At 59.4% G+C, this 20797-nt stretch carries 20 protein-coding genes and 3 tRNA genes; 16 read left to right on the top strand and 7 right to left on the bottom strand.

The features are described 5' to 3' along the window. Nucleotides 1-142 precede the first annotated feature (142 nt). The gene (locus tag N005_RS25800) at nucleotides 143-1663 is read left to right on the top strand and encodes a nucleobase:cation symporter-2 family protein (protein WP_047703770.1); all 1521 of its coding nucleotides are present in this window, start codon (nucleotides 143-145) and stop codon (nucleotides 1661-1663) included. A 131-nt stretch (nucleotides 1664-1794) separates the two neighbouring features. On the opposite strand, the gene N005_RS25795 is transcribed toward N005_RS25800, so the two are convergent. Then, on the bottom strand, nucleotides 1795-2145 hold the full coding sequence (locus N005_RS25795; protein WP_047703769.1) for a hypothetical protein: 351 nt from the start codon (nucleotides 2143-2145) through the stop codon (nucleotides 1795-1797). Nucleotides 2146-2310: 165 nt separating this feature from the next. On the opposite strand from N005_RS25795, the gene N005_RS25790 reads away from it, so the two are divergent. Beyond that, nucleotides 2311-3132 carry a shikimate 5-dehydrogenase gene (locus tag N005_RS25790; RefSeq protein WP_047703768.1) on the top strand — a complete coding sequence of 274 codons (822 nt, stop codon included), beginning with the start codon at nucleotides 2311-2313 and terminating at the stop codon, nucleotides 3130-3132. Nucleotides 3133-3135: 3 nt separating this feature from the next. Here N005_RS25790 and N005_RS25785 read toward each other — a convergent pair whose 3' ends face one another. Then, nucleotides 3136-3783 carry a YceH family protein gene (locus N005_RS25785; RefSeq protein ID WP_047703767.1) on the bottom strand — a complete coding sequence of 216 codons (648 nt, stop codon included), beginning with the start codon at nucleotides 3781-3783 and terminating at the stop codon, nucleotides 3136-3138. Nucleotides 3784-3912: 129 nt separating this feature from the next. Here N005_RS25785 and N005_RS25780 point away from each other — a divergent pair, with 129 nt between their 5' ends. After that, nucleotides 3913-4422, top strand: a complete 510-nt coding sequence (locus N005_RS25780; protein WP_047703766.1) for a DUF1993 domain-containing protein — start codon at nucleotides 3913-3915, stop codon at nucleotides 4420-4422. 182 nt (nucleotides 4423-4604) lie between these two features. Here the strand turns inward: N005_RS25780 and sstT are convergent, their stop codons facing one another. Further along, nucleotides 4605-5837 carry a serine/threonine transporter SstT gene (gene sstT / locus N005_RS25775; protein WP_047703765.1) on the bottom strand — a complete coding sequence of 411 codons (1233 nt, stop codon included), beginning with the start codon at nucleotides 5835-5837 and terminating at the stop codon, nucleotides 4605-4607. Between the two features lie 285 nt (nucleotides 5838-6122). On the opposite strand from sstT, the gene N005_RS25770 reads away from it, so the two are divergent. After that, the gene (locus tag N005_RS25770) at nucleotides 6123-7277 is read left to right on the top strand and encodes an MFS transporter (protein WP_047703764.1); all 1155 of its coding nucleotides are present in this window, start codon (nucleotides 6123-6125) and stop codon (nucleotides 7275-7277) included. On the opposite strand, the gene nhaR is transcribed toward N005_RS25770, so the two are convergent. Further along, nucleotides 7274-8167, bottom strand: coding sequence for a transcriptional activator NhaR (gene nhaR / locus N005_RS25765; RefSeq protein ID WP_047703763.1), 894 nt, complete (start codon nucleotides 8165-8167; stop codon nucleotides 7274-7276). The two genes, N005_RS25770 and nhaR, sit on opposite strands and share 4 nt — an antisense overlap. 136 nt (nucleotides 8168-8303) lie before the next feature. Between nhaR and N005_RS25760 the strand changes: the two genes are divergently transcribed. Together N005_RS25760 and N005_RS25755 are read left to right on the top strand one after the other, a co-directional pair. Further along, nucleotides 8304-8567: a hypothetical protein gene (locus tag N005_RS25760; protein ID WP_047703762.1), complete on the top strand. Its 264-nt coding sequence runs from the start codon at nucleotides 8304-8306 to the stop codon at nucleotides 8565-8567. Between the two features lie 28 nt (nucleotides 8568-8595). Continuing rightward, nucleotides 8596-9345, top strand: coding sequence for a TerC family protein (locus N005_RS25755; protein WP_047703761.1), 750 nt, complete (start codon nucleotides 8596-8598; stop codon nucleotides 9343-9345). Between the two features lie 75 nt (nucleotides 9346-9420). Here N005_RS25755 and N005_RS29510 read toward each other — a convergent pair whose 3' ends face one another. After that, on the bottom strand, nucleotides 9421-9585 hold the full coding sequence (locus N005_RS29510) for a hypothetical protein (protein ID WP_162843611.1): 165 nt from the start codon (nucleotides 9583-9585) through the stop codon (nucleotides 9421-9423). Nucleotides 9586-9809: 224 nt separating this feature from the next. On the opposite strand from N005_RS29510, the gene N005_RS25750 reads away from it, so the two are divergent. After that, complete coding sequence (locus N005_RS25750) at nucleotides 9810-10487, top strand: lipoprotein (protein ID WP_047703760.1); 678 nt, start codon at nucleotides 9810-9812, stop codon at nucleotides 10485-10487. Nucleotides 10488-10587: 100 nt separating this feature from the next. Further along, nucleotides 10588-10794, top strand: a complete 207-nt coding sequence (locus tag N005_RS25745; RefSeq protein WP_047703759.1) for a DUF6021 family protein — start codon at nucleotides 10588-10590, stop codon at nucleotides 10792-10794. Nucleotides 10795-10972: 178 nt separating this feature from the next. Here the strand turns inward: N005_RS25745 and pbpG are convergent, their stop codons facing one another. Then, nucleotides 10973-11911 (bottom strand): D-alanyl-D-alanine endopeptidase, encoded by a 939-nt coding sequence (gene pbpG, locus N005_RS25740; protein ID WP_047704164.1) that lies wholly within the window; start codon nucleotides 11909-11911, stop codon nucleotides 10973-10975. A gap of 266 nt (nucleotides 11912-12177) precedes the next feature. After that, a complete protein-coding gene (gene folD / locus N005_RS25735) occupies nucleotides 12178-13032 on the bottom strand; it encodes a bifunctional methylenetetrahydrofolate dehydrogenase/methenyltetrahydrofolate cyclohydrolase FolD (RefSeq protein ID WP_047703758.1) in 855 nt (284 codons plus the stop codon). A gap of 281 nt (nucleotides 13033-13313) precedes the next feature. On the opposite strand from folD, the gene N005_RS25730 reads away from it, so the two are divergent. The 8 genes from N005_RS25730 to N005_RS25695 all read left to right on the top strand — a co-directional run bounded on the left by N005_RS25730 (nucleotide 13314) and on the right by N005_RS25695 (nucleotide 20632). Next, a tRNA-Arg gene (locus N005_RS25730) sits at nucleotides 13314-13390 on the top strand. Nucleotides 13391-13430: 40 nt separating this feature from the next. Then, nucleotides 13431-13506, top strand: a tRNA-His gene (locus N005_RS25725). 58 nt (nucleotides 13507-13564) lie between these two features. After that, nucleotides 13565-13649 (top strand) — tRNA-Leu (locus tag N005_RS25720). Nucleotides 13650-14074: 425 nt separating this feature from the next. After that, nucleotides 14075-15385, top strand: a complete 1311-nt coding sequence (tig, locus tag N005_RS25715) for a trigger factor (RefSeq protein WP_041021204.1) — start codon at nucleotides 14075-14077, stop codon at nucleotides 15383-15385. Between the two features lie 92 nt (nucleotides 15386-15477). Next, the gene (gene clpP, locus N005_RS25710) at nucleotides 15478-16119 is read left to right on the top strand and encodes an ATP-dependent Clp endopeptidase proteolytic subunit ClpP (protein ID WP_003183177.1); all 642 of its coding nucleotides are present in this window, start codon (nucleotides 15478-15480) and stop codon (nucleotides 16117-16119) included. A gap of 107 nt (nucleotides 16120-16226) precedes the next feature. Then, nucleotides 16227-17510 (top strand): ATP-dependent Clp protease ATP-binding subunit ClpX, encoded by a 1284-nt coding sequence (gene clpX, locus N005_RS25705; RefSeq protein ID WP_024778305.1) that lies wholly within the window; start codon nucleotides 16227-16229, stop codon nucleotides 17508-17510. Between the two features lie 304 nt (nucleotides 17511-17814). Next, nucleotides 17815-20211 carry an endopeptidase La gene (gene lon / locus N005_RS25700; RefSeq protein ID WP_047703757.1) on the top strand — a complete coding sequence of 799 codons (2397 nt, stop codon included), beginning with the start codon at nucleotides 17815-17817 and terminating at the stop codon, nucleotides 20209-20211. 148 nt (nucleotides 20212-20359) lie between these two features. Next, nucleotides 20360-20632: an HU family DNA-binding protein gene (locus N005_RS25695; RefSeq protein ID WP_047703756.1), complete on the top strand. Its 273-nt coding sequence runs from the start codon at nucleotides 20360-20362 to the stop codon at nucleotides 20630-20632. The last annotated feature ends 165 nt before the right edge of the window (nucleotides 20633-20797 follow it).

Below are 20797 nucleotides of genomic sequence, written 5' to 3'. Positions count from 1 at the left end.
TCGTTTACTCGAATTAACCGTACAGGCCACTAGCCCAGCAATGCTGATTTGTTGGTGGGGAAATTGTATACAACTCTATGGACATTTGTCCTTAGTTTTGAATACAGTGTGTCCATAACAAAAAACAGGGAACCCCCGAACCATGAAAACGCCCCATGTTTCACTCCCACGGCCCGAGGACGAAAACCTTGGTGTCGGCGCGAATATGGCTTACGGCCTGCAGCATGTGTTGACCATGTACGGCGGCATCGTCGCGGTGCCCTTGATCATCGGCCAGGCGGCCGGCCTGTCATCGGCGGACATCGGCCTGTTGATTGCGGCATCATTGTTTGCGGGGGGACTGGCGACCTTGTTGCAAACCCTCGGCCTGCCGTTTTTCGGGTGCCAGTTGCCCTTGGTGCAAGGCGTATCGTTTTCCGGGGTCGCGACCATGGTGGCGATTGTCGGGACCGGCGGGGAGGGCGGCTTCCAGGCCATCCTGGGGGCCGTGGTCGCCGCGTCCCTGATCGGTTTGCTGATCACCCCGGTGTTTTCGCGAATCACCCGTTTCTTTCCGCCGCTGGTCACCGGCATCGTCATCACCACCATTGGCCTGACGTTGATGCCGGTGGCGGCGCGCTGGGCCATGGGTGGCAACAGTCACGCCGCCGATTTCGGCAGCATGGCCAACATCGGCCTGGCCGCCATCACGCTGGTGCTGGTGTTGTTGCTGAGCAAGATGGGCAGCGCGACCATTTCCCGCTTGTCGATTCTGTTGGCGATGGTCATTGGCACGGTGATCGCGGTGTTCCTCGGCATGGCGGATTTCTCCTCCGTCAGTGAAGGCCCGATGTTCGGCTTTCCCACGCCATTCCACTTCGGTATGCCGACGTTCCACATCGCCGCGATCCTGTCGATGTGCATCGTGATCATGGTGACCCTGGTGGAAACCTCGGCCGATATCCTGGCGGTGGGCGAGATCATCGACACCAAGGTCGACTCGAAGCGCCTGGGTAACGGCCTGCGGGCGGATATGTTGTCGAGCATGATCGCGCCGATCTTCGGTTCCTTTACCCAGAGTGCCTTTGCCCAGAACGTCGGCCTGGTGGCGGTGACCGGAATCAAGAGCCGTTTTGTGGTGGCCACGGGTGGGGTGTTCCTCGTGGTGCTGGGGCTGTTGCCATTCATGGGCCGGGTGATCGCTGCGGTACCGACCTCGGTGCTGGGCGGCGCAGGCATCGTGCTGTTCGGTACCGTGGCTGCCAGCGGCATTCGAACCCTGTCGAAAGTCGACTACCGCAACAACGTCAACCTGATCATCGTTGCTACCTCCATCGGCTTCGGCATGATTCCCATCGCCGCGCCAAACTTCTACGATCATTTCCCGACCTGGTTCGCGACGATCTTCCATTCGGGCATCAGCTCCTCGGCGATCATGGCGATCATCCTCAACCTGGCCTTCAATCACCTCACCGCAGGCAACTCCGACCAGCAGTCAGTCTTTGCCGCCGGCACCGAGCGGGTGTTGCGTTACCAGGACCTGGCGGCGCTGCGTGAAGGCGACTATTTCAGCGACGGCAAGCTGCATGATTGCGATGGCAATGAAATTCCGGTGGTGGCAGAGCCCGCCCATTCGACCGCGGAACATGAGCCGGTGCGGCTGAAAAGCAGCGAACATGTCTGACTTTGCCAAATCCCCTGTGGGAGCGAGCCTGCTCGCGATAGCGGTGGATCAGTTCACATCAATGCTGAACTGTGCTGCCGACCTAAAAAAACAGCCTGTGATCGAGGATTACAGGCTGTTTTTCTGTTCGGTTACCAGCGACCGTAATGGCCGTGAGGCGGGCCGTAGTAGTAGCCCCGTGGTGGCCCGTAATACACCGGTGCCGGGCGATAGTAGATAGGCCGCTCGACGTACACCGGCTGTGGCTCGTAATAGACTGGTGGGGGCTGCTGCACATAAACCGGTTGCGGCTGGACGTAGACCGGTTGTTGCACGTACACCGGCCGGTCACGGTTGATGAGCGCCGAGCCGACAATAGCCGAGCCGACGATTGCACCAAACACTGCGGGACCCTCCCAACCACCGCGACCATGGGCGGATGCCTGGCCGGTGACCGCGAGTGCCCCCACGAGCAGGGCGATGACAGGGAGTTTACGATTCATGGTGGTTCCTCGTTTGGCCCCGTTTGTAACAGACCGCTGAAAGGTCACGGGGGTACTTGCTCTGACAACGATTTTCCCAGGATTTGCAGCGCCGTTGGGTAAATATTGTGTAAGGTCAGGCGGGCGGCGATCCCGTTTGTCAGAAAGTGAATGCAAGGAAATAACATGCAAATCAATCCCAACAAAGACACCCAATTGTGCATGTCGCTGTCGGGGCGCCCCGGGAATTTCGGCCTGCGCTTTCACAATCACTTGTATGAGCAACTGGGCCTGAATTTCTATTACAAGGCCTTCAGCAGCCGGGACTTGCCCGGTGCGGTCGGCGGTATCCGCGCCTTGGGCATCCGCGGGTGCGGGGTGTCGATGCCGTTCAAGGAAGCCTGTATTGCCCTGGTCGATGAACTGGACGCCTCCGCCGCCGCGATCCAGTCCATCAACACCATTGTCAACACCGATGGCCATTTAAAGGCCTACAACACCGATTACATCGCGGTCGCCCAATTGCTGCAGACCCATGCCGTGCCCCGGGACTCGACCTTTGCCCTGCGCGGCAGCGGTGGGATGGCCAAGGCCGTGGCCAGCGCCCTGCGTGATGGCGGCTACCAGCAAGGGCTGATCGTCGCCCGCAACGAAGCCGCCGGGCGGGCCTTGGCCGAATCCTTGGGGTATGAGTGGCAAGCCGAGCTGGGTGAGCAGCGGCCGCGGATGCTGATCAATGTCACACCGATTGGCATGGCCGGAGGGCCGGAAGCCGATCAGCTGGCGTTCGAGCCCGATGCTATCGCCGCAGCCGAGACGGTGTTCGACGTGGTGGCAATTCCATCGGAAACGCCGCTGATCGTGCGTGCCCGGGCTGAGGGCAAACGGATCATCACCGGGTTGGAGGTGGTTGCGATCCAGGCCCTGGAGCAGTTCGTGCTGTACACCGGCGTGCGGCCCAGCCTGGAACAGTTCAAGAAAGCCGTGGCGTTTGCCCGGTCCGCGTAGGGCCTATTCCAGACGCGCGAGACGTTCCTCCAGCGCCGCGATCCGCGCTTCGAGTTCTTCGATGCGTTCCAGCGAGACGCCGCTGCCGGCACCGCGTTCCACCGGGTGCTGGCGGGCGGCGAGGATCGCCTCTATGTCCGCCGGGTCGCCCATGGCATGGACATAGCGGTCTTCCCGCTGCCCGGCCTGGCGTGGCACCAACAGCGCCAGCCCACGGGCAATCAGGCGTTCAAGTTGATGCAACACCTGGTCGGTGTCTTCGAAGTCATGCATGCGGCCACTGCGGGTCAACAACTCGTTGACCGTTTGCGGACCGCGCAGGAACAACAAGCCCATCAGGATGACCTGGGCCGGTACCAGTTCCAGGGCCTTGTCGACCCGATGCTCCCAGCGGTCGGCGCGGCTGCCCATGACCAGTTTGGTAAAGCCGCGCCCCTCCAGCGCCCGCAAGCTCTGGCCGACCTGGCCCGGGGTGAGGTTCATCACCGGTTCACGGCTGGTTTTCTGGTTGCAGGCCAATACCAGGGCGTTGAGCGTCAGTGGGTAGGTTTCCGGGTTGGTGGCCTGTTTTTCCACCAGGGCACCGAGGATGCGGATTTCCGTGCTGTTGAGCCGTGGTTCTTCGGCCTGGCCTTGTTCTTCGATGCTCATCGCGCGTCCCCTATGCTGTGAAGCCGCCTAGCCTAATCCTTGCGCAATAAAAGACAAGGTGTGCAACAAAGCCGTGGCTATAATCGCCTCCGTTGCTGTGTTCCTTCCTTTCACCTGCATGAGATCGCCATGACTATTTCTCTGTACGCCGCATCCATCCCGGTTTTCAAGCAGATGCTCAACGCCATGAGCGACGTCCTGAACAAGGCCGAAGCCCACGCGACTGCGAAAAACATCGACCCGAACGCTTTCCTGCAAGCCCGCCTGTACCCGGACATGTTCCCGCTGGTGCGTCAGGTGCAGATTGCCGTGGATTTCGCCAAGGGCGTGTCCGCTCGCCTGGTCGAGATTGAAGTGCCGAAATATGACGACAGCGAAACCACCTTCGCCGAGCTGCAAGCCCTGATCACCAAGGTATTGGCCTTCATCGACGGCATCCGCCCCGAGCAGGTCGATGGCAAGGAAAACATCGAGATCGTCACCCGTCCGGGCACGCCGAAGGAAAAACGCTTCACCGGTCAGAACTACCTGCTGACCTACGGCCTGCCGCAGTTCTTCTTCCACGTCACCACCACCTATGCGCTGCTGCGTCATAACGGTGTGGAAGTGGGCAAGCGCGACTACATGGGCGCGTTCTAAGCTCGCAGCCATGAAAAAGCCCGGGACGGTGTGAGCCGTTCCGGGCTTTTTTGTGGTTTGTCCTCGGCGGATATACCGCCGCTATCGCGAGCAGACTCGCTCCCACATTGGTTCCGTGGTTACCGCTGGCCCCTGTGGGAGCGAGCCTGCTCGCGATGACGATGGTGCACCCACCGCAACGGTTATGCCGTACGCGCGAGCCGCTCTTCCTCACCCAGGCAAGCCGCCGCGGTAAACAGCACATCGGTGGACGAATTCAACGCCGTCTCCGCAGAATCCTGCAGCACGCCGATGATGAATCCCACGGCAACCACCTGCATGGCGACCTCACTCGGGATACCGAACAGGCTGCACGCCAGGGGGATCAGCAGCAGCGAGCCGCCGGCCACGCCGGACGCGCCGCAGGCACAAATGGCCGCGACGACGCTCAGCAGGACCGCTGTCGGAACATCCACCACGATCCCCAGGGTATGCACCGCAGCCAGGGCCAGCACAGTGATGGTGATGGCGGCGCCGGCCATGTTGATGGTCGCGCCCAGTGGGATCGATACCGAGTAGGTATCCTCGTGCAGGCCCAGGCGTTTGCTCAGTTCCAGGTTCACCGGAATGTTGGCCGCTGAACTGCGGGTGAAGAACGCGGTGATGCCGCTTTCGCGCAGGCAGGTGAACACCAGCGGATACGGGTTGCGCCGCAGTTTCCAGAACACGATGAGCGGGTTGACCACCAGTGCGACGAACAGCATGCAGCCGATCAGCACGGTCAACAGGTGCAGGTAACCGAGCAGGGCGCCGAAGCCGGAGGTGGCCAGGGTCGAGGCAACCAGCCCGAAGATCCCCAGCGGGGCGAAGCTGATCACCAGGCGCACGATCGCGGTCACGCCGTTGGACAGGTCGTCGAGCATGGTCCGTGTGGTTTCGCCGGCGTGGCGCAGGGCAATCCCCAGGCCGATGGCCCAGGCCAGGATGCCGATGAAGTTACCGTCGGTCAGCGCCCGGACCGGGTTATCCACGACGCTGAGCAGCAGGCTTTGCAGCACTTCGCCGATGCCACCGGGAGCGGTGACAGCCACGTCCTGGGCGGACAACACCAGGCTGGAGGGGAACAGGGTGCTGGCAACCACTGCAACCACCGCCGCTGCGAAAGTGCCCAGCAGGTACAGGAACAGGATCGGCCGGATATGGGTTTCCTGGCCTTGTTTATGGTTGGCGATCGAAGCCATGACCAGTACGAACACCAGGATGGGGGCGACCGCCTTGAGGGCGGAGACGAAGACCTTGCCGATGAATGCGGTGGATTTCGCCACGTCCGGCGCCAGCCAGGCCAGGGCGATACCGATGATCAGGCCGATGACGATTTGCGTCACCAGGCTGGTGCGTTTGAAGCGTTGCAAAAGGGAAGGGGATAAAGCAGTCATACGGCTATCCATGTGTTTTTTGTTGTGGGCAACGGTCCGCGTTCAGGGCAACAAGCGGGCAGGCCACGTGAGCGGGACCGGAAGAAATGTTCGATGTTTGCGGGTCGCGGACTTTAGCACAGCCCGGTAAAGAATCTGACGGACCTGTGACGATCCGTCACTCAGGTGTTTAAGCACATTTGTCTGTGGCCCACATTCTGTTAGGCTTTGGTTCTCTCACCTCTCTCTCTTCCTCCAGCGGGCCCTCAGGCCAACGCTGGTGTTGTCGTTTTCTCGGAGTTCTGCATGTTGTTACCCATTTTCCTGTTGTCGGCCGCCGGTTTCACGGTGCTGACCACGGAATTCATCATTGTTGGCCTGCTGCCATCCATCGCTCGCGACTTGCACGTCAGCATTCCCCAGGCCGGATTGCTGGTGACGCTGTTCGCGTTTACGGTGGCGGCGTTCGGGCCATTCCTGACAGCCTGGTTTGCCCGTTTCGAACGGCGCAGACTGTTTATCAGCGTACTGCTGATGTTCGGCCTGGCCAACACATTGGCGGCCGTTGCCCCCGATATCTGGGTCATGGCCATTGCCCGGTTGATCCCGGCGCTCGGCCTGCCGGTGTTCTGGGCACTGGCCAGCGAAACGGCGGTGGACATCGTCGGGCCGCAGCATGCCGGACGGGCCATTGCCCGGATCGGCTTCGGCATTGTCTGCGCCACGGTATTCGGGATCCCGGTGGGAACGCTGGTTTCCGATGCGTTCGGCTGGCGCAGTGCTTTCGCGATCCTCGCCGTCATCGCCTTCGCCAAGGCGCTATTGCTGTTCATCTACCTGCCGAAGACGAACCTGCACTTGCATCAAGTCAGCTTCCGCTCGCAGTTCAAGATCCTGCGCAGCCCGTTGATGCAAGGCCACGTGCTGTTGTCGATCCTGGTATTCAGCGGCATGTTCACCGCTTACACCTACCTGGCCGACATCCTCGAGCGTCTCGCCGGGTTCGATGGCACGCTGGTGGGCTGGTGCCTGATGGGGTTTGGCGCCGTGGGGCTGGTGGGCAACTCCCTGGGTGGTCGAGCGGTGGACCGGCATCCGCTGATCGCGTCGATGGTGTTCTGCCTGTTCATGATCGGCGGCATGGTGGCATTGGTGCCGAGCATTCATTCCACCCTGTGGCTGGCCGCGGCGATGGCGATCTGGGGCGTGACCCAGGCCGCGCTGTTCCTGGTCAGTCATGTGCGACTGATGAAGGCCGCCCCGGAGGCGCCAGCCTTCGCCGCGTCGCTGAACATCGCTGGCGCCAACCTGGGCATTGGCCTGGGGGCGATGGTCGGCGGGCGGGTCATCGATACGCTGGGCCTGGGCAGCGTCGGTTTTGCGGCGGCCGGGTTCATCCTCATATCGATCCTGCTGGCGCTGCTGCTGATGACGTTCAAGCCCCGCCCCGTTCACGCTTAATGGAACAACTCGCGCCGTGCGCCTTCGGCAATCGCGACGATGCCCGGGTGGCTGACCTTGCGCTCCACGGAGATGGCATAGAACGACTCGCTCACCGCGTCGGTCTGGCCGATCTCCTGCACGCCGTACTGGCGCTTCACTTCTTCGGCGATCACGCTCGGGCCGATGAAAATGCCGCTGCCTGACTGACCGAAGGCCTGCATCAACGCGCTGTCGTCGAACTCACCCACGATGCGCGGCTGGATCTGCTGCTCGGCGAACCAGCGTTGCAGGCGGCTGCGAACTACGGTTTCGGGGCCGGGGATCAGCAGGGGAGCATCCTGCAGGCCGCGGGGAAAATCCTCCCCGTAGCGTTCGGCCAGTGCGGCGGTGGCGAAGAAACTGATGCCGCATTCCCCCAGTTTCTGGCTGTAGCCCTTGATGTCCAGGTGACTGGGCATCGGGCTGTCGGAAATCACCAGGTCCAGGCGCTGGATCGCCAGGTCCGCCAGCAGCCGTTCGAGTTTGTCCTCGCGACAGGTGACGCGCAGCGGTTTGCTCAGTTCCATGGTCGGCGCCAGCAGTCGATAGACGATGGACTTGGGCACTACGTCCGCCACCCCGACCCGGAACAGCGTCTGCTGTTCGTTGGGCTGGGCCCGGAGCATCAGCTCCAGCTCGCCCCCCAGTTGGAACATGTGCTCGGCGTAGGGCAGCGTCTGGCGACCGGCTTCGGTGAGTTCCAGTTGTCGTCCGACGCGGCGAAACAATTTGATGTTATACGTTTGCTCGAACAGGGAAATCTGCCCGCTGATGGTCTGCGGGGTCAGGTTCAACTGCTCGCACGCCCGTACGATGCTGCCTGTCTTGGCTACGACCCAGAAGTAATGCAGTTGCCGATAATTGAGCATGGGTTCACTTGGCTTCGTAAAAAACCGAAGTATAGCCGCTGAAAATACGAATTTTCCTGAAGTATCGACGTCTCTAGAATCCCTGGCCATTGGTGAGCCATCTTCAGGCTCCGTCTTTCTACAGAGGCTTCTATTCATGACGTACAAATCCCTGGGGCTTGCAGCCCTTCTGGCGATGTCCGCAATGGCACTGGTGGGTTGTGAACAGGCTGAGAAAAGTGCTGAACAATTGGCCCAGCAGTTGAAGGAACAAGCGGTCGACGCGGCCAAAAAAGCCATCGACGATACCCACAAGGCTGCCGAGCAGACACTGAACGACGCCACTGGCGGGTTGATCAGCCCCAAGAAAGAACCGAAGGAGGACGCTGATAAAGCTGAATCCTCCACCCAAGCCATCTGACCCCGTCACATCGAGCCAGGACTGACCCATGGATTATCTTTTACAACTCGCTGCCAGCCCCACTGCCTGGATCGCCCTGGCGACCCTGGTCGTCATGGAAATCGTGCTGGGCATCGATAACCTGATCTTCATTTCGATCCTGACCAACAAGCTGCCTGAACAGCATCGTGCCAAGGCGCGGCGGATCGGGATCGGCATGGCGCTGATCCTGCGCCTGGGCCTGTTGAGCACCATCGCGTTCATCGTGCAGTTGACGGAGCCTGTCATCGAAATCCTCGGCCAGGCGTTCTCCTGGAAGGACATGATCCTGATCGCCGGCGGTCTGTTCCTGCTGTGGAAGGCCACCACCGAGATCCACCACAGCATGGACCCCGCGCCAAACGATCCCAAGACGGCCACGTCTGGCGTGACCCTCGGATTTGCCGCCGCTATCGGTCAGATCCTGATGCTCGACCTGGTGTTCTCCATCGACAGCATCATCACGGCCGTGGGCATGACTGAACACTTGCCGATCATGATCATCGCGGTGGTGGTGTCGGTACTGGTGATGCTGTTGGCGGCCGAGCCGCTGGCCCGCTTCATCAACAACAACCCGACGGTGGTCATGCTGGCGCTGGGCTTCCTGATCATGATCGGCATGACGCTGATCGCCGAAGGCTTCGGTGCCCATGTGCCCAAGGGCTACATCTACGCGGCCATGGCGTTCTCGGCTGCGATTGAGGTGCTGAATATGATGGCCCGTCGCGCCCGGCAAAAGGCGTTGGGCAACGAAGCCTGATTGCAGGCATGCAAAAGCCGCCCGGGTTCAGCCCGGGCGGTTTTTTTGGTTTGGTTTTTTTGAAGAACGTGACGATCAGTGCACGGCGGCGTGGCGTCGGCTGGACTCTTTGGGCTTTTCCGTGCGCGATGGGGATGGATGATGATGGCGACGGGTAATCCGCAGTACGCCCCACAGCATGGCTGTCGCTACGCTCAGCCAGCCGAACACCAGCATCAGGATTGTCGTTGTCAGGCTCATGCGGGCCTCCCTCAGCCCCGGTCCGGGGCAAACGCTCTCAGTTCAATGGACAGTCTAGTCGTTCAAGTGTTGCAGGCAGTCGTTCGCGGTCATCGGCGACGGAGCGGTTCGTTCTATCGCGGCAGCAAGACTGCTGTTTAAGGCTATACCCAGGCCAGTGGGCGCTTTATGATCGACGGCCCAAGCCTGGCCCGTTCATCGGGTACCTGAACTAGAGACTCATCATGTTGCCGGTCATTCCCTCTTTTCGATCACTGGTATTCGCGACGGCCTGCCTGGCGGTCCTGGCCGGATGCGCGGGCAGCGTGTCGCCGCAGATCCAGCGCCTGCCCGAACGGGTGGAACTCAACAGCGTGCCGTTCTATCGCGGCGATATGTACCAGGGCGCCCCGCAATCCCTGGCTGCCGTGTTGACCGCGCAAGGTACGGTGATTACCCCGGGGTTGCTGGAGAAACCCTTGCACCTGCCAGGTGGTGAGGCCGGTTTGCAGCAGAATATGCAAACCCTGGCGCGAGAATACGGGTTGGTGGTGTACCCCCTCGACAGTGAATTGTCCGCATTGTTGGAGCAGGTCGCCGCGGGTAACCCGGTGTTGCTGCGCTACACCGAAGGCACGGCATTATGGGGTGGGCCTCGGTACGGGATTCTGGCCGGCTATAACCGACAGAAGCGCACGGTCTTGTTGCGTTCGGGCATGAACCGGCGGCTGCTGATGAGCTTCAGTGGGTTCGAGTCGGCCTTCAAGGATTCCGGCGGCTGGGCGGTACTGCTCCAGCGGCCGACGCAGCTGCCAGCCAACGTCAACCCGCAGCGCTGGTTGAAAGCGGCGGACGAGCTGGCCGGGGCAGGGCAGGAGCAGGCGGCGGCCCGCGCCACCAAGACCCTGGGTGCAGCGCACTGATGGCCTGCCCCGTTCGTCACCTGCCGGGCACGACCCGGCACGCCTGAAACTCTTATCGTCATGGCCCGGACTGTCCGGGCCATGATTCAAGGAGGCAGGTATGGCACAGTCGAAAACGCCCTCAGGGCCCCATTCTTCCGAGCATTCGTCCGCTGACGATGAGCTGGGATTCGATCCGGATTCCCCGGATCTCGATGATCCGCAAGTCGATCCGATAGGGCCGGCCAAGGCCCCTCGTGATGAGAAAGACAAGCACGGCGAATCACGGGCCAAGGCCTATGATCCGCTCGGTGACCTGAAGCATTGAGCGAAAGAAAGCCCGACGGGTCGGGTGTTGTTCATTCAAGAATATGCGGTGATCCGTGGCGAGGGAGCTTGCTCCCGCTGGGCTGCGCAGCGGCCCTTTTTGTGGGCGCTACGCACCCAAGCGGGAGCAAGCTCCCTCGCCACAGGGGTTACGGTAAAGCTTGAGTGCGCAGCACTGCTTATTTCGAAGCTTCGACCACACCGCTCTGGCGGCTCTTGAGGTTCTTCGCCGCCTTGTACTGCATGGCCACCGCCGGAACGTTGGAGCTCTTGCCCGTTTCCACCCAGCTGCGAATCCGGCTGGCGTCGGCGAAATGGGTGTATTTGCCAAAGGCATCGAGAATAACCAGGGCCATCGGACGATTGCCCATCTTCGTCACCAGCACCAGGCAGTGACCGGCCTGGTTGGTGAAGCCGGTCTTGGTCAACTGGATATCCCAGTTGTCCTTGTGGATCAGGTGGTCGGTGTTGCGAAAGCCGAGGCTGTAAACCGGCTTGCGGAAGGTGACGGTTTTTTCCTTGGTGGTGCTCAACTCGCTCAGCAGGGGGTATTTGCGAGCGGCGATCAACAGCTTGGTCAGGTCCCTGGCGGTGGAAACGTTATGGATCGACAAACCGGTCGGCTCGACATAGTGGGTGCTGGTCATGCCCAATGCCTTGGCCTTGGCGTTCATGGCGGCGATGAAGGCTGCGTAGCCACCCGGATAGTGATGCGCAAGGCTGGCGGCGGCGCGGTTTTCCGAGGACATCAGTGCAATCAGCAACACGTCGCGACGAGACAGTTCGCTATTGAGCTTGACCCGGGAAAACACCCCTTTCATTTCCGGCGTGTTGGCGATGGTGATGGAAATGTACTCGTTCAGGTTCTGCTTGGCGTCCAGCACAATCAATCCGGTCATCAGTTTGGTCACCGATGCGATGGGGACCACTACATCCGGATTGCTCGAATAAACCACTTTATCCGTCTGCAGATCCAACAACATCGCGCTGCCGGAAGCGACTTGCAGTTTTGACGTGTCTCGTGGGGCTGCGATGGTTTCCTGGGCGTTGATGTTCTGCGTGATAAGCGCGCCTGAGAAAGCGATGAACAGGCTGAGAATCGAAAGACGGATTTTCACGCGAATAGACTCGATAGAATTGAAGAGGCCGTTCAGCAACGGCTTTGGAAAAAAGCGTTGCATTTTATGAGTATGGGCGACAACAGCGCTACATGCCTGTACCGCTGGGCCTCGAGAATAAATAAAGTTTAATGAAAGAAGGTGCAAAGCAATGTGGGAGCGAGCCTGCTCGCGAAGTCGGCGTGTCAGCGATTCATGGCTGACTGACACACCGCTTCGCGAGCAGGCTCGCTCCCACCAACAGGGTTTCGCTTTTGCCGGGAGACTCAGCTATGCAGCGTCTCGGCCGCGTACAGCGTGTTCTCCAGCAGGCAGGCCCGGGTCATCGGGCCCACGCCGCCAGGTACCGGTGTGATCCAGCCGGCGCGGGGCAGGGCGGTCTCGTAGACCACGTCGCCCACCAGCTTGCCGTCGTCCTGGCGATTGATGCCCACGTCGATGACGATGGCGCCTTCCTTGATCCACTCGCCCTTGACCAGGCCGGGTTTGCCGGCGGCCACGACCACCAGGTCGGCGCGTCCGACATGGCTGGCCAGGTCCCTGGTGAAGCGGTGGGTCACGGTCACGGTGCAGCCGGCCAGCAGCAGTTCCATGGCCATCGGCCGGCCAACGATGTTAGACGCGCCCACCACGACGGCATCGAGGCCATAAAGGTCCACCCCGGTGCTTTCCAGCAGCGTTATGATGCCTTTGGGCGTGCAGGGGCGCAGCAGCGGGATGCGTTGGGCCAGGCGACCGACGTTATAAGGGTGGAAGCCGTCGACATCTTTGTCCGGACGGATGCGCTCCAGCAGTCTGGAGGCGTCCAGGTGTTCAGGCAAAGGCAACTGGAGCAGGACGCCGTCGATGTTCGGGTCATCGTTCAGGCGATCGATCAGATCGGCCAGCGCTTGCTGGGTGGTTTCGGAAGGCAGGTCGTAGGCCTGGGAAAGGAAGCCGACCTCTTCACAGTCTTTACGCTTGTGCGAGACATAAACCTGAGAGGCGGGATCGCTGCCGACCAGGATCACCGCGAGACCCGGCGTGCGCAGACCTTGCTGGCGACGCTCGGTGACGCGTTGGGCGATCTGCTGGCGCAGGCTGGCGGCGATCGATTTGCCGTCGATAAGTTGTGCAGTCATTGCGCGTGGTTAACCATCGAGAGGGGAAAAAAAGAGAGCGCATTCTCGCATGCCGAGGCGTGAGGGCAAAGGCGCTTGGTCTGCAAATTCCCCTAACCCCTTTAATTAAATGAATTTTTTTTAAAAAAGAGTTGACGACCTATCAGGCCGTCTATAACATTCGTCGCACTTGTCGGGCACAGCCTAGCACTGGTTAAGAAGGTGGAGCGGAGTTGGTTGTTTCAACTCGGCAAAACTGAAAGCACTTAGTTTGTAATCGTCAAAGAATACAGATTAAAAAGGCGCCCGTAGCTCAGCTGGATAGAGCATCCGCCTTCTAAGCGGATGGTCGCAGGTTCGAGTCCTGCCGGGTGCGCCATTAGGCAGCTTTGGCACAAGTAACGCAACAAGGCAATATGGTGGGCGTAGCTCAGTTGGTAGAGCACGGGATTGTGACTCCCGTTGTCGTGGGTTCGATCCCCATCGTCCACCCCATATTCTAGAAAGGCGCCAGATCTAAAAATCTGGCGCCTTTGCTTTAAAAGCTTGATACGCGGATGTGGTGGAATTGGTAGACACACTGGATTTAGGTTCCAGCGCCGAAAGGTGTGAGAGTTCGAGTCTCTCCGTCCGCACCATACAAGTCGCTATTTGAATAGCAGAAAACGGCGCAGTACCTGAAGAGGGCTGCGCCGTTTTTGTTTTCGGCATTCAGGTGGTTTGTTGCCGGTCTTGTTTCGCGGCAGGTTTTGGCGATGGGTTGTTGCGATTGTGTTTCGCGATGATGCGCGGTATGCCCGTCGGTCTCCTGGCGGAACTCGAGTGCCGGGGAGGTGCAGGTTTACGCTTCTATATATAGAAGCGTTGGTGCAGAGCCTCTGGAATGATCGGCTGTATTTGCAATCCGGGCGAGGCATGACCGTTTGCCTCGCTCCCAATGCCGGCGCCTGTTTTCCAGCCATTTTCAGTAGGGTGACTTCTTGAGTTTGACCTACTAGAATGCATGCCCTTGATTCTGGGGTCGGAAAACGCCCGGCCAACGTCTGTGCAACGAGGAATATCCATGCAAGTTTCTGTTGAAAATACTACTGCTCTTGAGCGCCGCATGAGCATCACCGTGCCGGCTGAGCGCATCGAGACTCAGGTCAACAAGCGTCTGCAGCAGACTGCCCAAAAGGCCAAAATCCCAGGTTTCCGCCCAGGCAAGGTGCCAATGAGCGTGATCCGTCAGCGTTACGAAGCTGATGCGCGCCAGGAAGCCGTGGGCGACGTGATCCAGTCTTCGTTCTACGAAGCCGTGGTCGAGCAGAAACTGAACCCGGCCGGCGCGCCATCGGTCGAGCCTAAAGTGCTGGAAAAAGGCAAGGACCTGGAATTCGTCGCCACTTTCGAAGTGTTCCCCGAGTTCACCGTTGCCGGTTTCGAGTCGATTGCCGTCGAGCGCCTGAGCGCTGACGTGTCGGATGCCGACCTGGACAAGATGCTGGACATCCTGCGCAAGCAGAACACCCGTTTCGAAGTGGCCGATCGCGCTGCCCAGAACGAAGATCAGCTGAACATCGATTTCGTCGGCAAGGTCGACGGTGAAGTATTCGCTGGCGGTTCCGCCAAGGCCACCCAGCTGGTGTTGGGCTCCGGTCGCATGATCCCGGGCTTCGAAGATGGCCTGGTCGGCGCGAAAGCCGGCGAAGAGCGCGTGCTGAACGTGACCTTCCCAGAGGACTATCAGAACCTGGACCTGGCCGGCAAAGCCGCCGAGTTCACCGTGACCGTAAACAGTGTTTCCGAGCCTAAGCTGCCTGAGCTGAACGAAGAGTTCTTCGCCCAGTTCGGCATCAAGGAAACCGGTCTGGAAGGTTTCCGCGCCGAAGTTCGCAAGAACATGGAGCGTGAGCTGCGTCAGGCCATCAAGTCCAAGGTCAAGAACCAGGTCATGGACGGTCTGCTCGCTTCCAACCCGATCGAAGTGCCGAAGGCCCTGCTGGAGAACGAAGTGAACCGTCTGCGCGTGCAGGCTGTTCAGCAGTTCGGCGGCAACATCAAGCCTGATCAACTGCCGGCCGAGCTGTTCGAAGAGCAAGCCAAGCGTCGTGTCGTACTGGGCCTGATCGTTGCTGAAGTGGTCAAGCAATACGAACTCAAGCCTGACGAAGCCCGCGTTCGCGAGCTGATCCAGGAAATGGCGTCGGCTTATCAGGAGCCTGAGCAAGTCGTGTCCTGGTACTACAAGAATGACCAGCAACTGAACGAAGTCCGTTCGGTTGTGCTCGAAGAACAAGTTGTGGATACTGTTCTGCAGAAAGCTAGCGTGACCGATAAAGCGGTCTCTTACGAAGAAGCGGTCAAGCCGGTGGAAGCTCCACAAGCCGATTGATTGTTCTGCGGTAAGAAATACACACCATAAGCCAGCCTTCGCGCTGGCTTATGCGTATTCAAGACATAACTATTTGGGAGTGACTGCGAGACATGTCCCGCAATTCTTTTTATCAGCAGAGCTCTGACATCCAGGCCGCAGGCGGTCTGGTCCCGATGGTTATCGAGCAGTCCGCCCGTGGCGAACGTGCCTATGACATCTATTCGCGTCTGCTCAAGGAGCGCGTCATCTTCCTGATCGGGCCCGTTGAAGACTACATGGCCAACCTGGTTGCGGCGCAACTGCTCTTCCTTGAAGCGGAAAACCCGGACAAGGATATCCATCTTTATATCAACTCCCCTGGCGGTTCGGTGACTGCAGGCATGTCGATCTACGACACCATGCAATTCATCAAGCCGGATGTTTCCACCATCTGCATCGGCCAGGCCTGCAGCATGGGCGCATTCCTGCTCGCCGGCGGCGCAGCGGGCAAGCGTCATTGCCTGCCTAACTCGCGCATGATGATTCACCAGCCATTGGGCGGCTTCCAGGGCCAGGCGTCGGACATCGACATCCATGCCAAGGAAATCCTCCACATTCGTTCGCGTTTGAACTCGCTGTTGGCTCATCACACCGGTCAAAGCCTCGAAACCATTGAGCGAGACACCGAGCGTGACAACTTCATGAGCGCCGAGCGTGCGGCCGAATATGGCCTGATCGACTCCGTGATCAACAAGCGTCAGATGCCTGCCTGAGCCACTCAAAATGCAGGTGGTTGGGATGACCGGCCGCCTGCGGGCTTGAAAAAGCCCGCAATTGCCTTCATCTTGTGTTGCAAGCCTATCGGATTTGGATCGATCGAATGACTGACACCCGCAACGGCGAGGACAACGGCAAACTGCTTTATTGCTCTTTCTGTGGCAAAAGCCAACATGAAGTACGCAAATTGATTGCCGGCCCCTCGGTCTTCATTTGCGACGAGTGCGTCGACCTGTGCAATGACATCATCCGCGAGGAGGTGCAGGAAGCCCAGGCCGAAAGCAGCGCGCATAAGTTGCCTTCGCCTAAAGAAATCAGCGGCATCCTTGACCAGTATGTAATTGGTCAGGAGCGCGCGAAAAAGGTATTGGCCGTAGCGGTTTACAACCACTACAAGCGCCTCAACCAACGTGACAAGAAGAATGACGAGGTCGAACTCGGCAAGAGCAACATCCTGCTGATCGGCCCGACAGGCTCGGGTAAGACCCTGCTTGCCGAAACCCTGGCCCGTTTGCTGAACGTTCCGTTCACCATCGCCGACGCAACCACCCTCACCGAGGCGGGTTACGTGGGGGAGGATGTCGAGAACATTATTCAGAAGTTGTTGCAGAAGTGCGACTACGATGTCGAAAAGGCCCAGATGGGTATTGTCTACATCGATGAAATCGACAAGATTTCCCGCAAGTCCGACAACCCGTCCATCACCCGGGATGTATCCGGTGAGGGCGTGCAGCAGGCCTTGCTCAAGTTGATCGAAGGCACGGTCGCTTCCGTTCCGCCCCAGGGCGGTCGCAAGCATCCGCAGCAGGAGTTCCTGCAGGTCGACACTCGCAACATCCTGTTCATCTGCGGTGGTGCGTTCTCCGGTCTGGAGAAGGTCATCCAGAACCGTTCCACGCGCGGCGGCATCGGCTTCAATGCAGAAGTGCGCAGCAAGGAAGAGGGCAAGAAGGTCGGTGAGTCCCTGCGTGAAGTCGAGCCTGACGATCTGGTCAAGTTTGGCCTGATTCCGGAATTCGTCGGACGTCTGCCGGTCCTGGCGACGCTGGACGAGCTGGATGAGGCTGCGTTGATGCAGATCCTCACCGAACCGAAGAACGCCCTGACCAAGCAGTATGCCAAGCTGTTCGAAATGGAAGGCGTAGACCTGGAGTTCCGTTCCGACGCGCTGAAGTCGGTGGCCAAGCGAGCCCTGGAGCGCAAGACCGGTGCCCGTGGGTTGCGCTCGATTCTCGAAGGCGTATTGCTCGACACGATGTACGAAATCCCCTCGCAGTCCGAGGTGAGTAAAGTCGTGATCGACGAAAGTGTCATAGAAGGCAAGTCCAAGCCACTGTATATCTACGAAAACAGTGAGCCGGCTGCCAAGGCTGCACCGGACGCCTAAGCGTCCTGCTGCCGGAACAAAGGAGGGGCCTTCGGGCCCCTTTGCTTTGGCCGCTTTTCAAGTCGCATTACGTGACTACTGGAGCAGTCGTGGCGGGGGCGCGAAGCGGCCCTGTTTTTGGGGACGGGGCGGCTGCGCCTCCCAACGGGAGCAAGCTCCCTCGCCACAGGCTGTTCGACTTAATTTCTCTTAACTGACAGGCATCACGCCCTTAGCGCTTGTTTTTTTTCAAGGCTGCCCCCATCTTGGTTTCAAGCTTACTTCCATCTGTTTCCGGCCTTGTGGCCGCCGTTGAGGCGAAATCATGAAGACAACCATCGAATTGCCTCTCTTGCCATTGCGCGATGTCGTGGTATATCCGCACATGGTTATCCCGCTGTTCGTGGGGCGCGAGAAGTCCATCGAAGCCCTCGAGGCCGCGATGACGGGTGACAAGCAGATTCTGCTGGTGGCCCAGAGAAATCCTGCTGACGATGATCCTGGTGAAGACGCGCTTTATCGCGTAGGTACCATTGCAACGGTCCTGCAATTGCTCAAGCTGCCCGACGGTACCGTCAAGGTCCTGGTCGAAGGCGAGCAGCGCGGGGCGGTCGAGCGTTTCAGCGAAGTGAACGGCCATTGCCGCGCCGAAGTATCGCTGATCGAAGAAGCCGACGTACCCGAGCGTGAGTCAGAGGTATTCGTCCGCAGCCTGTTGTCGCAGTTCGAGCAGTACGTACAGTTGGGCAAGAAAGTGCCGGCCGAGGTCCTGTCGTCGCTCAACAGCATCGATGAGCCCGGCCGGCTGGTCGATACCATGGCCGCCCACATGGCGCTCAAGATCGAACAGAAACAGGAAATCCTCGAGATCATCGATTTGTCCGCCCGTGTCGAACACGTGCTGGCATTGCTCGACGGCGAGATCGATCTGCTGCAGGTCGAGAAGCGCATTCGTGGTCGCGTCAAGAAACAAATGGAGCGTAGCCAGCGCGAGTACTACCTGAATGAGCAGATGAAGGCCATTCAGAAAGAGCTGGGCGACGGCGACGAAGGCCATAACGAAATCGAAGAGCTGAAAAAGCGCATCGATGCCGCTGGCTTGCCCAAGGATGCCCTCGCCAAGGCCCAGGCCGAGCTGAACAAGCTCAAGCAGATGTCGCCGATGTCCGCTGAAGCCACCGTGGTGCGCTCCTACATCGACTGGCTGGTGCAGGTGCCGTGGAAGGCCCAGAGCAAGGTGCGCCTGGACCTGGCCCGTGCCGAGGACATCCTCGACGCCGATCACTACGGCCTGGAGGAGGTCAAGGAACGTATCCTCGAATACCTCGCCGTGCAAAAGCGCGTGAAGAAAATCCGTGGTCCGGTGCTGTGCCTGGTCGGTCCTCCCGGGGTCGGTAAAACCTCCCTGGCGGAGTCGATCGCCCACGCCACCAATCGCAAGTTCGTGCGCATGGCCCTCGGCGGCGTACGCGACGAAGCGGAAATCCGTGGTCATCGCCGTACCTACATCGGTTCGATGCCAGGAAGATTGATTCAAAAGATGACAAAGGTCGGCGTGCGCAACCCGCTGTTCCTTCTGGACGAAATCGACAAGATGGGCAGCGATATGCGTGGCGATCCAGCCTCTGCGTTGCTCGAAGTGCTCGATCCGGAGCAGAACCACAACTTCAACGATCATTATCTGGAAGTCGACTACGACTTGTCGGACGTGATGTTCCTGTGCACCTCCAACTCCATGAACATCCCGCCGGCGTTGCTGGACCGTATGGAGGTGATTCGTCTGCCGGGCTACACCGAGGACGAGAAGATCAATATCGCCGTCAAGTACCTCTCGCCGAAGCAGATCCAGGCCAACGGCCTGAAGAAAGGCGAGCTGGAATTCGACGAGGAAGCGATTCGCGACATCATCCGTTACTACACCCGCGAAGCCGGTGTGCGGGGCCTGGAGCGGCAGATTGCCAAGGTCTGCCGCAAGGCGGTCAAGGAACACGCGCTGGAAAAACGCTTTGCGGTCAAGGTGACTTCAGACCTGCTGGAGCACTTCCTGGGCGTGCGCAAATTCCGCTACGGCCTGGCCGAGCAGCAGGATCAGATCGGTCAGGTGACCGGCCTGGCGTGGACTCAGGTCGGTGGTGAGTTACTGACCATTGAAGCCGCCGTCGTACCGGGCAAAGGCCAGCTGATCAAGACCGGTTCCCTGGGCGATGTGATGGTCGAATCGATCACCGCGGCGCAGACGGTCGTTCGCAGCCGCGCCCGGAGCCTGGGCATTCCCCTGGACTTCCATGAGAAGCGCGACACGCATATCCACATGCCTGAAGGGGCTACGCCCAAAGACGGCCCCAGCGCCGGCGTAGGCATGTGCACGGCCCTGGTATCGGCATTGACCGGCATTCCGGTGCGTGCCGACGTTGCCATGACCGGTGAAATCACCCTGCGTGGGCAGGTACTGGCCATTGGCGGGCTGAAAGAAAAACTGCTGGCGGCACACCGCGGCGGGATCAAGATCGTGATCATTCCAGAAGAGAATGTGCGCGATCTGAAAGAAATTCCTGACAATATCAAGCAGGATCTTCAGATCAAACCGGTTAAATGGATTGACGAGGTCCTGCAAATTGCGCTGCAATACGCGCCGGAGCCCTTGCCGGATGTGGCTCCGGAGATTGTCGCGAAAGATGAGAAGCGAGAGTCTGACTCTAAGGAAAGAATTAGCACGCATTAATACGCATTTGCCTGGGGGGCTTCCTTGACAGTTTTTTAGAGCCCTTGTTATAAAGCGGCTCTTAAGTGTCTGTAGGCCATTCAGCACTCGTTTTTGCTTTCACCAAAAAAACTTAGAATCATCTCAAATAGATATAAGGGGACTTAGAGTGAACAAGTCGGAATTGATTGATGCTGTCGCTGCATCCGCTGATATCCCGAAAGCTGCTGCTGGCCGCGCGCTGGACGCTGTAATCGAATCCATCACTGGTGCTCTCAAGGCTGGCGACTCCGTTGTTCTGGTTGGTTTCGGTACCTTCGCCGTTACCGATCGTCCAGCTCGTACCGGTCGCAACCCACAGACTGGTCAGGCTCTGCAGATCGCTGCTGCCAAGAAGCCAGGCTTCAAGGCCGGTAAAGCACTGAAAGACGCCGTTAACTAAGTTTCATTGAGTTTATCCGGGTCGGGGTCATGCCTGGCTTGGCAGCGGAGCGGTAGCGGGATCGGTTCCAACCGGTCTGTCGTACCAGGGCTCGCGGGTTCGAGCCCGGTCCGCTCCGCCAGTTACGAGAAGGCGCATCCTCGGATGCGCCTTTCTTCTATCCGG

Origin of the sequence: Pseudomonas mediterranea CFBP 5447 (assembly GCF_000774145.1) — a bacterium.
Taxonomy (GTDB): domain Bacteria; phylum Pseudomonadota; class Gammaproteobacteria; order Pseudomonadales; family Pseudomonadaceae; genus Aquipseudomonas; species Aquipseudomonas mediterranea.
The sequence above is the reverse complement of the archived record's forward strand: the minus strand, read 5'-3'. Positions and strand labels throughout refer to the sequence as shown.